The organism is Pantoea sp. E2023-21 (assembly GCF_051302795.1).
Classification (GTDB): Bacteria; Pseudomonadota; Gammaproteobacteria; order Enterobacterales; family Enterobacteriaceae; genus Pantoea; species Pantoea ludwigii_A.
On the sequence record NZ_CP195344.1, the window covers coordinates 68,853 to 80,822 of the forward strand.

9 protein-coding genes are annotated in these 11,970 nt (G+C 54.5%); 7 read left to right on the top strand and 2 right to left on the bottom strand.

Annotation, left to right across the window (positions count from 1 at the left end; translation table 11 throughout):
- Positions 1–156 precede the first annotated feature (156 nt).
- The 3 genes from ACRQ84_RS00345 (at position 157) to ACRQ84_RS00355 (ending at position 3,908) form a co-directional block, all read left to right on the top strand.
- On the top strand, positions 157–2,745 hold the full coding sequence (locus ACRQ84_RS00345) for a bifunctional diguanylate cyclase/phosphodiesterase (protein ID WP_483816883.1): 2,589 nt from the start codon (positions 157–159) through the stop codon (positions 2,743–2,745).
- Between the two features lie 374 nt (positions 2,746–3,119).
- Complete coding sequence (locus tag ACRQ84_RS00350) at positions 3,120–3,419, top strand: I78 family peptidase inhibitor (RefSeq protein WP_064740390.1); 300 nt, start codon at positions 3,120–3,122, stop codon at positions 3,417–3,419.
- A gap of 171 nt (positions 3,420–3,590) precedes the next feature.
- Positions 3,591–3,908 (top strand): hypothetical protein, encoded by a 318-nt coding sequence (locus ACRQ84_RS00355; protein ID WP_483817956.1) that lies wholly within the window; start codon positions 3,591–3,593, stop codon positions 3,906–3,908.
- 12 nt (positions 3,909–3,920) lie between these two features.
- Here the strand turns inward: ACRQ84_RS00355 and ACRQ84_RS00360 are convergent, their stop codons facing one another.
- Complete coding sequence (locus ACRQ84_RS00360) at positions 3,921–4,172, bottom strand: biofilm development regulator YmgB/AriR family protein (protein WP_064740392.1); 252 nt, start codon at positions 4,170–4,172, stop codon at positions 3,921–3,923.
- A gap of 392 nt (positions 4,173–4,564) precedes the next feature.
- Between ACRQ84_RS00360 and ACRQ84_RS00365 the strand changes: the two genes are divergently transcribed.
- Positions 4,565–5,869: a multidrug efflux MFS transporter gene (locus tag ACRQ84_RS00365; RefSeq protein WP_483816884.1), complete on the top strand. Its 1,305-nt coding sequence runs from the start codon at positions 4,565–4,567 to the stop codon at positions 5,867–5,869.
- Here ACRQ84_RS00365 and ACRQ84_RS00370 read toward each other — a convergent pair.
- Positions 5,808–8,888 carry a beta-galactosidase gene (locus tag ACRQ84_RS00370; protein ID WP_483816885.1) on the bottom strand — a complete coding sequence of 1,027 codons (3,081 nt, stop codon included), beginning with the start codon at positions 8,886–8,888 and terminating at the stop codon, positions 5,808–5,810. The two genes, ACRQ84_RS00365 and ACRQ84_RS00370, sit on opposite strands and share 62 nt — an antisense overlap.
- A 609-nt stretch (positions 8,889–9,497) precedes the next feature.
- Between ACRQ84_RS00370 and iraP the strand changes: the two genes are divergently transcribed.
- From iraP to ACRQ84_RS00385, 3 genes are all read left to right on the top strand, one after another.
- Complete coding sequence (iraP, locus tag ACRQ84_RS00375) at positions 9,498–9,752, top strand: anti-adapter protein IraP (RefSeq protein ID WP_483816886.1); 255 nt, start codon at positions 9,498–9,500, stop codon at positions 9,750–9,752.
- Positions 9,753–9,853: 101 nt separating this feature from the next.
- A complete protein-coding gene (locus ACRQ84_RS00380) occupies positions 9,854–10,156 on the top strand; it encodes a PsiF family protein (protein ID WP_064740395.1) in 303 nt (100 codons plus the stop codon).
- A gap of 289 nt (positions 10,157–10,445) precedes the next feature.
- On the top strand, positions 10,446–11,969 hold the full coding sequence (locus ACRQ84_RS00385; protein ID WP_483816887.1) for a sodium:solute symporter family protein: 1,524 nt from the start codon (positions 10,446–10,448) through the stop codon (positions 11,967–11,969).
- The last annotated feature ends 1 nt before the right edge of the window (position 11,970 follow it).

An 11,970-nucleotide genomic window follows, 5' to 3' on the forward strand; every position in this document is an offset into this window, starting at 1 on the left:
CGTGGTGCACATTTGCACTGCTCAAATATTCCACCATAAAAACTAAATCTGCGGCAGTCTGCGCCGATAACCAATCAAACCCTTAAAGGGTGGCGATGGGCGACCAGCGCGACATCATTTACCTCTTTTGCTGTCTGTATTTTGCGAGCATTGCGCATGAATTCTCAGTATCAACGACACGCGGCGTCACCCGCTCAGCCCAACATGGAAGCGCTCACGGTGCAGGTAACGCGGCGTAGCTTGCGCACTTTAACGACGCTACTGTTCGGTGTTCTCCTCCTGTCCGTGGTAATGGTGCTGGTTATCGCTCATCAACAAAACAGCGATTCAATAAAGCAGGACGCTAACCTAATGCGTCAGGCGTGGCAGCAGCAGCAGCAAGAGATGATTGTTGATGCGCGTGACTACGCCAACTGGGGCGAAGGCTGGAAAAACCTGCATCTTACGGTAAACAAAGTCTGGGCCTGGGATGAAGAGAACTTCGGGCCGGGGCTCTACAAGGAGTATCACTACGACGGCGTCTTTGTTGTCGATGGTGCAGGTAAAACACGCTATGCGGTAATCAATGGGCAATTATCCAACGCGTCGCTAGAGAGTTGGTTAGGTGCTCAAAGCACCTTGCTGCTGCAGGAGGCGCGAACGCTGCATGATGCGATGGCGCGCAATGTAAAGGTTGAGAACAGCCCCGCCATTGTGGTGGCCGCGCCCATTACGCCAGGCAAAGTACCTGATTTACCGACTATTCCCGGTCCTGAGTCGGTGATGGTGTTCGTCAATATCTTCAGCGCCGATAAACTACAGGCGCTGGGAAATTCACTCAATGTGCTGGACCCGCACCTCGCCAGTAATGAGGATGAGGCTCAGTATGAGCCGCGTCTGGTGGAACCGGTGGTACAAGGTGAGCCGCTAGTGATTCGCTGGCGGCCAAAAGATCCCGGCTTTGGCGTAATCTGGATGATGATGCCGCTACTGCTTTTCACCGCGCTGGCAGTTGCGCTGGTCACGCGCCGTGTCGTGCGCCACGCGCTGCATAATGCGGTGATCTCCGATCGTCGCTTTGAAATGTTAATCGTTAGCCAAAGCGAACTGACCCATAGCGAAGAGCGTTTTCGCGACCTGGCTGAGGCCGCCTCAGACTGGATTTGGGAAATTGACGAAAAAGGGCGTCTCTGCTATCTCTCGTCGCGCTTTGCGGCGGTTACCGGTCATCAGGTGAAAAACTGGTTAGGTCGTTCACTCGATCAACTGCTGAGTCATCCTAGTCATTCGCTGGTTTCATGGCTAATGCATCAGGATGAAAAGGTGCAACACGTGCCGCTGCGTTGCCAGTTTATGTCAGCGAATGGCGAGCGGCGTATCGGACAATTAATGGCAAAAGCCATTCTCCGCAATGGCCTGTGCGCAGGTTTTCGCGGCACGGTATCAGATATCACTCATGAAGTGGACGCTGAGGCACGCATTCAGTTCTTATCACGCCACGATATGTTGACTGGGCTGGCGAATCGGGTGCAGCTACAGGAATATTTGACCGCCTATCTGGAAAGCGTCAGTGAAGAGGACCCGCTGTTTGTGATCAGTTTCGATCTCGATCAGTTTAAACCGATCAACGATACCTGGGGCCACTCAGTGGGCGATGAGGTGTTGAATGCGATCTCCCAGCGCCTGAAAAGTCTGCTGGCACCGAATGAGCTGGCGGCGCGACTTGGCGGCGATGCCTTTATTCTCCTGTTGCGCGAAAGCACCCGCGCGGGGGTGGAGTATCGCTGCCGTGCGCTGCAACGTATGGTGCAACAACCCATCATTAGCGGTTCGCATCAGATCAACTTGACCGCCAGCATGGGAATCGTCTCGGCACCACAAGATGCAACCCAACCCGAAGCGCTACTACGCCTGGCAGATATTGCGCTGAGTCAGGCACGCAGTGCCGGGCGCAATCAATGGATGTGGTATTCCACGGACATGGCGAATCACCTGCAGTCGAAACGCGACATGGTACAGGCAATAGAAGAAGCGCTGAAAAATAAAGCTTTTACACTGCACTATCAGCCGCGCTATCAGTTGCAGAGCGGTAAGCTAGCGGGGGCAGAAGCGCTGATTCGCTGGCAAGTGGCGCCGGATCAATGGATCACGCCCGATCGTTTCATTCCGTTGGCGGAGGAGAAGGGCTTGATCACGGCGATCAGCGATTGGGTACTGATGCGCGCCTGTCTTGATGCCTTCAATTGGGGTGAACAACGCTATGTTTCGGTCAATATCTCACCGGTTGAGTTCCGCACCCATGATCTGGTGCAGCGCGTGGCGCATGCGCTGCACGTCAGCGGGCTGCCAGCCACGCGTCTCGAGTTGGAAATTACCGAAAACGTCACCTTTGAACATCCCGACCGCGCGTTAGAGATTATGCAAGGCCTGCGTGCGCTCGGCGTACGGCTGACGGTGGATGATTTTGGTACCGGCTATGCGGCGCTCGGCTATCTGAAAACCTTCCCGTTTAACGGCTTGAAAATTGATCGTTCATGGATGAAGGAGTTTCCGGAATCGCAGCAGGCACAATCGGTGGTGGCAGGGATTGTCGGTTTGGCGCGCGCGTTTGCGCTAACGATTACCGCGGAAGGGATTGAAACCGATGCGCAGTTAAAAGCGCTCAAGGGGCTCTCTTGCGAAGAAGGGCAGGGTTATTTTCTGGGCCGACCAATGCCATTAGCCGCATTTAATGCCCGGCTCAAGGAAGAAGTTTTAATACAATAATGTCTCACATCGTAGCGGCGCAATGTATTGCGCATTGCATGTGCGCTTACGTCAAAAACGCGCGATAAATCGCGCCGCTACAAAATGTGCCTTGCGACTAACGCACTCTGATGGCAACAAATGTCATAAGAGCGGCGAAGGCAACAAAAATCACCAGTTCCATCATTGTCTCCTCACTAAGAAAATTCTTAGTTAATTGTAGTGCCCCGCAGATTGTTTTTTAGACAGTGCGTGCGATTAATCCTAACTTTTGAGAGGAAGATCGCGCTTTTGAACTGATTTCTGCGACCAATCTGCTGTAAAAATTTTCGCTTCACAGTCACGCTTTGCTACTCTCAAAAACCGGTTGTCTATTTATCCAGGAGGAGAAACTTGTGACCCATTATGGAAAAGCGCTACTGGTAACGGCCTTTTTTGCCCTGACTGCCTGCCAGTCCGCCAGCAAACCTGACACCAGCGCCGCAGCCAGCCACGATCCAGAAACCGATCAGTGCGGCGCATCGCAATATCAAAACTACGTTGGTCAGCCGTTATCGGCGCTCGACAACAAACGCTTCGCAGTCCCTGTACGCGCTATCCCATGGAATTCAGCGGTAACGATGGATTTCAATTTGCGTCGGGTGAATTTCGCAGCGGATCAAAGCGGTAAGATTTCCCGGGTGTACTGCGGATAACACCAAAACGACATTGCATTGTCATCTGGCTGTCACAGCGTCGGGCGAGGATAGCTGCGCACTACGGAGATTTCCTCGTCACTCTCGAATATGCAATGCTCGTCTTATTTCTTCCCGCCTTGGCGGGAATTTTTTTATCTCTCGGTCCGCAGGGCTGATTGAGGAGTGATGATGAGAACGCGCGAAAAGTTACTGCTGTTAACCCTGTTGTTGAGCCCGCTGGCGCACGCTTCGAGCGAAGCCGCATGGCAACAAAACGACAAAAATATGCAGCAAAGCTGTCTAAAGGCCAGCGGCCTAAAGACAGTGAAAGTGGTGGGTAAGCCGATTCAGTATGACGACAGCGTGGGCTTTGATGCGCTGCTGCTGGAAGGTCGCTACCCGCAAAAGCATATGAAGAATCAGGTCGGACGCGAACTGTGCTTGTACCAGCGTCAGAGCGGCAAGGCCTTTGTTAGCGAAGCCGACCATCTGCGTGCGGTGAAATAATCCCGAGGGTCGCTATTTCTGCGGCCCCGATTCCAGCAATTTTGCCAGCAGCGTGCGATAGCTTTGCAACTGCTGTTCGTCCCCTTCAAATTCCAGTTTGTCGATCACACGAGCAATAATCGCTTTGCTGGTGGTAGGCTGTCCGTCATCCATTAGTTCGCGCATGATCGCCGCCAGTACATCGCTCTCATGCGGTGCATGCCAGGCTGGGCTATTAAAGTAGTCGGTAATGGCCCGACTGGCGCTGTTTGGCTGGGTTCTCATAGCTGACCTCCGCAGAGACAACGATGCCCACCGACGGATAAGGTCAGCGTGGGGAAATAGGAATTAATCATGCGAACTGTCCAGAACGGGCAGCGCGTCGCCAGTGATAACTGGTGGTTTTTTAAACATAGTTGCGGTGTGGAATATTGTCAGTAACGAGTAGACATATTTTTTCACGTTTGCAGGTCATCGCGATGCGCTTATCTTGCGGCAGGCATTGTTTCCGCACATAAAGACACTAAAAAACGGCCTTCTGACATGATTTGCTGTGAGCAGAATCACGCTCGACAGCGTAAAACTGCGTTTTTTAGCTGATGCCATGTTTTGCCGTCCGGTAATGTTACGAGGTTGTTAGACTAAACCTTCGTTTCATTCTTCTGATGCCCACGCCCATGTTACGCTCCATCGAGTCCTGGAAAGTTAATCTGATATCTGTTTGGTTTGGCTGCTTTTTTACTGGCCTCGCCATCAGTCAGATCATTCCCTTCCTGCCGCTGTATGTTGAGGAACTTGGTATTCGTGGCGGTAACGCGCTCAGCGTGTGGTCAGGGCTCACCTTCAGCGTCACCTTCATTGTTTCTGCCGCCGTCGCGCCATTATGGGGCAGCCTGGCTGACCGTAAAGGGCGCAAGCTGATGCTGCTGCGTGCCTCGTTCGGTATGGGCGCGGTGATTTTGCTGCAGGCGTTTGTCACGCAGGCGTGGCAACTGCTGCTGCTGCGGGCGCTAATGGGACTCACCTCCGGCTACATTCCCAATGCGATGGCGCTGGTGGCGGCGCAGGTGCCGCGCGAACGCAGCGGCTGGGCGCTGAGCTGTGTCTCAACCGGGCAGATCAGCGGCGTAATCCTCGGGCCGATGATTGGCGGTTTACTGGCTGACTGGCTCGGTTTGCGTCTGGTATTTATCGTTACCGCAGTGCTGCTGATGGTGAGCTTCTTCGTAACCTTGTTCCTGATAAAAGAGACCGGTTATACGCCAGTTAGCAAGCAGGACAAATTGAGCGGACGCGATGTGTTTCGCAGCCTCGATAATCCGCGCTTAATGATCTGCCTGTTCTTCACCACCATGGTGATTCAGATGTGCAACGGCTCGGTGAATCCGATCCTGACGCTGTTTGTGCGCGAGCTGGCACCCAATGCACAGAACATCGCGTTTCTCAGCGGGGTGATTGCCGCGCTGCCGGGCGTATCGGCGCTGATCTCTGCGCCACGGCTGGGTAAACTCGGCGATCGTATTGGTACGCAACGCATTCTGATCGCCACCATGATTGTGTCGTTACTGCTGCTGGTGGCGATGTCATTTGTCACCAGCGCGACGCAGTTGGGCGTGCTGCGCTTCCTGCTGGGATTTGCGGATGGCGCGATGATGCCGGCGGTGCAAACGCTGCTGGTGCGGCATTCACGCGATAACGTCACCGGACGCATTTTCGGTTACAACCAATCGTTTATGTATCTGGGTAACGTGGCGGGCCCGCTGCTGGGTGCAGCGGTATCGGCGGCCACCGGCTATCGCTGGGTGTTCTTCGCCACCGCGATAGTGGTGTTGGTCAACGTGATCTTCTTGCGCCGCTTCTATCGCCGGCCGAAAACCACGCTGACTCCACCGTTAAGCCAGCGTGATGCGGCGGAAAAAACTACTGACGCAACGTCAGCGCGTAGTGCCAGCGCTGCTGAGAAAGCAAAAACTCCGGGCTAACGCTTGGACTCCAGGAATCGTCGCCGCCGACGCCCATGTGGAAGCCGTCGAGGTGCAGCCAGCAACCATCCTCGTCCTGCAGTAAATGGCGATGTGAGGTCTCACGCAGCTGTTCAAGGCTGTAACGGCTGAGCGAGAAGGCGAAGTCGCCGCTGACCTGCAAGCCGCCGCTCTGCAACTGACGCGTGCCGCAGCGCAAGCCATTTTCGCCGGGAAAAACATACGCGGTGCTGAGCGCCGTCAGCGGTAACTGCCAGCGAGAGAACTGCGCCGCCAGTTGGCGATCCGGGTAGTTTTCGTGTGGCCCCAAACCGAGCCAGCTCACCTGATGAGGTGTGTTAATCAGCTGGCATCGCAGACCGAGGCGCGCGGGGGGCGGCAAGCCTGGCGCCTGCTCCACGCTAACACTTACCGACAACTCGCCATTGCCGCTGATTTGATAACGTTTATGGCTGGTGAACGCTAACTGACCGTTTGCCTGCCATTGATGCCAGGTTTCGATCAGCACGCTGTGCTTCAGGCTATCGACCTGCATATCCACCAACACGGCTTCTAACGCATCGTAGCCTGCACGTTTCCAGCGCTCTACCCACGCATGAGGATCAACATTGGCGGCTTCGCTGGTGCCGATATCGTTATCAATCGGTGCACGAATAAAGCACTCTTGTAGCGGCGTGAGCAGCGTTTCTTGATCATCGACAAACCATTGCACCAGCTCGCCGCTGCGGCGGGAGAAATGCCAGCGCTGCTGCGGCAGTACCACCGCCACCAAATCGTGATTGGCGATCAGTTCCAGCGCGCTGACGACCCTCTCCGCTGGCCGCGCCGGTAGCGCGGCGGGCAGCGGCCACTGATCCCAGGCAACGCGTGCATCGGCTTCGGACCAGGGTGTAGCGTTGACCTGATGCACGGCGAGATTGAGCCAGGCGTTGCCCTGCAAATCGTCACGCGCTGGCAGCGTTAACGTCCGGCTGCCTTGTGCGGCGAGGTCGAGCGGCAGTTCACCTTTGACGATGGCGACGCCATCCTGCTCAATCGACCAGCGCAGCACTTCGTTATCGCTGCGTCGGAACAGATATTCGCTGGTGACGGTAAAGCGATATGCATCGTTAGCATCACGCTCAAACTGGAAGAACTGCTGCGCACGCTGGGCTTCAAAGAGCGCCGGATGCGGTGAGCGGTCGGCAAAAACCAGACCGTTCATGCAGAACTGGCGATCGTTCGGCGTATCGCCAAAATCACCGCCGTAGGCTTGCCAGGCCGCGCCATTATCGTCATAACGCGTCAGGCTTTGATCAACCCAATCCCAAACGAAGCCGCCCTGCAAGCGCGGGAACTGGCGGAAGGCTTGCCAGTATTTAGCAAAACCGCCAAAGCTGTTGCCCATCGCATGCGCGTATTCACACAGGATCAGCGGACGTGTTTCGCCCGGCAGACCAATCCACTTTTTCAGCGACCACTTTGGCACCGCCGGGAAGGGCTGATCCTGATCGACACGCGCATACATCGGGCAGACGATATCGGTGGCGGCCGTATTGGCGCCGCCGCCTTCGTACTGCACCGGACGCGTTGGATCGCTGCTTTTCACCCATTGATAGAGCGCATCATGCGTGCTGCCGTGACCGGATTCGTTGCCCAGCGACCAGATAATGATGCAGGCATGATTGCGGTCGCGCTGCACCATACGCGTGACGCGCTCACTGTAAGCGGCGAACCAGCGTGGATCGCTGGAAAGGCGATTCATCGGCTGCATACCGTGCGTTTCGATATTGGCCTCATCCACCACATACAATCCGTATTGGTCACACAGGCGATACCACAGCGGATGATTAGGATAGTGCGCGCAGCGAACGGCGTTGAAGTTGTGGCGCTTCATCAGTTCGATGTCGCGGCGCATGCTGGCTTCATCCACCACCTGACCGTTTTCCGGATGATGTTCGTGACGGTTCACGCCGCGAATCAGCAGCGGCTTACCGTTCAGGCACAGCTGACCTTTTTCAATGCTGACGCGGCGGAAACCGACGTCATAAGCTTCGGCTTCCAGCAGCGCGCCATTTTCATCCAGCAGCGAAATCACTGCGCGATAGAGATGCGGCGTTTCCGCGCTCCACAGCAGCGGCTGGTTTACCGGCAACACCAGCAGTGCGCGTTCGGGATAATGTCCGCGTTCATCGATAATGGCGCTACCGGGCGCTTGTTCCTGCTCGCCAATACAGTGGTCACCGCGCCACACACTGACGCGCAAACGGCACTGCGTGGGCTGACGATCACCGGCATGGATTTTTACGCTGACGCGCAGATCGCCGCGCAGGTATTCCGGGCTAAGTGCAGTTTCAATCTGCACATCGGCCAGTTGCGTCTCCGGTTTATGCAGCAAGCTGACATCGCGAAAGATGCCACTCATGCGCCACATATCCTGATCTTCCAGATAGCTACCATCGCTCCAGCGCAGCACCATCACGGTTAAGCGGTTCTGGCCTGACTGCAACGCCTTGCTGAGATCAAACTCGGCGGGCAGGCGACTGTCTTGCGAATAGCCGATCCAGTGTCCGTTACACCAGAGGAAGAAGGCAGAACTCACGCCATCAAAGATAATGCGCGTCTGGCCCTGATGCAGCCAGCGATCATCCACTTTTAATGTGAGCGAGTAACATCCGGTTGGGTTTTCTTTAGGCACACAAGGCGGCGTGACCGGAATCGGATATTGCACGTTGGTATAAATCGGCGCATCAAAACCGTGTAACTGCCAGTTGGCTGGCACCGGTAGCGTTTCAGCGCCAGGAAGATCCTGCAGTAGCCAGCTTTGGGGGACGTCTTCAGGCTGCGTGAAATAGCTGAAGCGCCATTGGCCATTCAATGACAGCCGTGAAGGAGAGGGGCGATCGTCACGCGCCTGGGTTTCATCGCGCCAGCTGGCAAAGGGCGGATGCGCATCCAGCCGATTAAGGCTAGTGATCACCGGATTTTCCCAGTCGCGGCGCGCCAGAATTTCACTGAGGGACACAGCAGATAAGCTCATGATGAGATCTCATTCATTGTAATGCGCTCACATTGCGTGAAAATGCAGCGCCTGTAAAGCGGTCAACGGCGATATTGTGCAGCGGCTGGCAGGCTTTTATGGCACCTGTGTGATGCTTTTGCCGCTTTAGTGCCAGAAAATTGTTAAGCGTGGTGAGTAAAGATGAATAGCGCCGGGTTGCGGAGAATTCTGTATTGTCGCGCCCGATGCGGCCTCATACACTCAGCCCGATTTCACCATTCCGAGGTAATTATGGTCCGTATTATTAAATTCGCTGCTGTTGCGGCATTAATCACCGCGCTGAGCGGTTGTATCTTCCCACCTCCGGGCGGCGGCTGGGGCGGGGGGCATGGACATGGCGGCGGTGGTCCGGGACGTGGATTTATGGGGCCTGGTTAATTCGCGCCAGCGTTAATTAATTTAATCAGCGAAACGTTTCAATAATAGATTGGGTATCAGTGAAACGTTTCGCTATTAGAGATTGAATTTTCACTTCTTTTTTCGCGCTGCAGCGCGTCTTTATTTTTTCTAAAAAACGCTGAAAATGTGTTGTTGTTTTATTATGCACAATGCTAACGTCTGTTTTTCTTCTCTCATTGAGCTTGTCGCATGAAAAACCTGATTGCGGAACTCCTTCTAAAGCTGGCTGAAAAAGAAGAAGAGTCTAAAGAATTAGTGGTTCAGGTTGAGGCGCTGGAGATCGTGTTAACCGCGATGTTGCGCAAACTGAATACTGAACAATTCCACGATGTTGAGGCCGCTATTAAACTCGCCATGCCGCCCGTTGCGCCCGCTGCTGAAACGCCTGATACCACTATGCTGCGTAATTACGTAGAGAAGTTACTGCATCATCCCCGCGTATAAGGGCTATCGCCTGTTTTGCAGGAAAAGGTCATTATCGATTTCTCGTATTTGCTTATTCCGTGCCATGCTTAATGGGCAATAATGCTATGGAGAATCCGGTAATGAAATCGTGTCTTTTGGCAATAATGGCAGCAGGCTTGCTGATTGCAGGCGGAGCGAGTGCGGCAGAAAAAACCGCGCAGCAGGAAAAAATGACGATGTGTAACCAGAGCGCAGGGACACAAAATCTGAAAGGTGATGCGCGTAAAAGCTTTATGAGTGACTGTCTGAAAAAAGACAGCAAAATGGGCAGTATGACGCCGCAACAAATGAAGATGAAAACCTGTAACGCTGATGCAGGCGATAAAAAGCTCACTGGCGATGCCCGTAAAACGTTTATGAGTTCGTGCCTGAAGAAAAGCTGATTTAATTAACGGCTAATATCGTCGTCGTTTTAAATCAATCATGCGTGAAAAGTAATAGGGGTTCATGTTTATCGTGAACCCTTTTTTTATTGGTGTAAGCTGCAGCGCTGTAATATTCACATTTACTTATCACGTCAGATGAAAAACTCATATCAGGATCCTCATCACAAAACTGCGCCCATAATGCTGCCAGGATGCTTTAGTCCTAATCTATGACTAATTATTTTGATCGCTCAATCCCCGCGAAGCCAGACCGTTCGTTGGGCAGCCTTTACCTGTGGAGTCTGCTATGAATGTGCTTGATTATGCTGTGATGGCGCTTTATGCGCTGATGATTGTGGCTATTACCCTGTGGGCGATGCGCAAGGTGGGCAGTACGCGGGATTTCTTTGCTGCTGGTGGCAAAATGCCGTGGTGGCTGTCCGGCGTGTCGCATCACATGTCGGGCTACAGCGCGGCGGTGTTCGTGGCTTATGCGGCCGTGGCGTACAACATGGGCATCACCGTCTATTTTTGGTGGGCATTTCCCATCGCCATCGCCGTGCTATTGGGTTCCCGACTGTTCGCGCCGCGCTGGGCGCGTCTGCGCATCTATATGAACATCGAGTCGCCGATGGAATATCTCTCCACGCGCTATAACCTGCCAACGCAAATGGTGCTGGCATGGAGCGGGGTGCTGCTGAAAACCTTCGACGTAGGCGCAAAGTGGGCGGCGATAGCGGTGATTATCAATGTCTTCACCGGGCTGGATCCGCTGATCGGCATCTGTGTATCCGGCGCGCTCAGTTTGTTTTATACCGTGATGGGCGGGTTATGGGCCGATGCCTGCAACGATTTCGGCCAGTTTCTCGTGCAGTTTATTGCCGCCATTGTGATGGTGGTGGCAGTGGCGGTGCATCTTGGCGGTTTTACCGAGCTGTTCACTATCTGGCAGCGGTTACCGCCAACCCATACGCAAATCATTCAGGAGCCGTACAGCATCGGCTTTATTCTCGCCTATTTTGTCATTTACACGCTGAGCTATAACGGCGGCACCTGGAACCTGGCGCAGCGTTTCATTGCCGCACCAGCAGGGCGCGATGCCCGCAAAGCGGCGCGCCTTTCCGCCGCGCTCTATCTCATCTGGCCGTTGATTTTGTTCTGGCCGATGTGGGCGGCGCCGCTGCTATTTCCTAACCTCAGCGATCCGTCACGCTCTTATTCAATGATGGCGATGGAACTGCTGCCGAACGGCTTAGTGGGATTAGTGCTGGTGGCGATGTTTACCCATACGCTTTCAATGACCTCTTCTGATGCCAACGCGATTACCGCAGTGGTGACGCGCGATATTCTGCCCGGCATGCTGCCGCACCGCTTCCAGCGCGGCAAAAGCTCGTTGCTGGTGGCGCGGCTCACCGCCTTTCTCTTCATTATCACCACGCTGGTGATTGCCATGAACGCCAGCCATTTCGGCGGCGTGCTGTCGCTGCTGATCGTCTGGTTTGGCGGCTTAGTCGGACCGATCTCCATCCCCATGCTGCTGGGTTTGTTGCCGGCCTTTCGTCGCAGCGGCAGCGCCGCCGCGTTAGTGAGTTGGGCGTTTGGCGTTGGCACCTTCTTCTGCGTGAAATTTATCTTTAACGATGTCAGCACGGCAACCGTGGTGGCTGCACCGGTGATGTCTTCACTGCTGCTGTTCGTGGTGATGGGCTGGTTACGTCGCGCGCCTGTGCGTCCGGAAGTGGATCACCTGCTAAATGCGCTGAATCAGGATCAGGATGCACCCGCTGCTCAGCGCTGGTCGCACAAACCCAACGTCTCTCAGGAGGGATAGC

Bases quoted from the DNA above. Each gene is read 5' to 3' on its own strand.
- ACRQ84_RS00345 (WP_483816883.1), top strand. From the start codon at position 157: ATGAATTCTCAGTATCAACGACACGCGGCGTCACCCGCTCAGCCCAAC.
- ACRQ84_RS00355 (WP_483817956.1), top strand. From the start codon at position 3,591: ATGAGAACGCGCGAAAAGTTACTGCTGTTAACCCTGTTGTTGAGCCCG.
- ACRQ84_RS00360 (WP_064740392.1), bottom strand. From the start codon at position 4,172: ATGAGAACCCAGCCAAACAGCGCCAGTCGGGCCATTACCGACTACTTT.
- ACRQ84_RS00365 (WP_483816884.1), top strand. From the start codon at position 4,565: ATGTTACGCTCCATCGAGTCCTGGAAAGTTAATCTGATATCTGTTTGG.
- ACRQ84_RS00370 (WP_483816885.1), bottom strand. From the start codon at position 8,888: ATGAGCTTATCTGCTGTGTCCCTCAGTGAAATTCTGGCGCGCCGCGAC.
- iraP (WP_483816886.1), top strand. From the start codon at position 9,498: ATGAAAAACCTGATTGCGGAACTCCTTCTAAAGCTGGCTGAAAAAGAA.
- ACRQ84_RS00380 (WP_064740395.1), top strand. From the start codon at position 9,854: ATGAAATCGTGTCTTTTGGCAATAATGGCAGCAGGCTTGCTGATTGCA.
- ACRQ84_RS00385 (WP_483816887.1), top strand. From the start codon at position 10,446: ATGAATGTGCTTGATTATGCTGTGATGGCGCTTTATGCGCTGATGATT.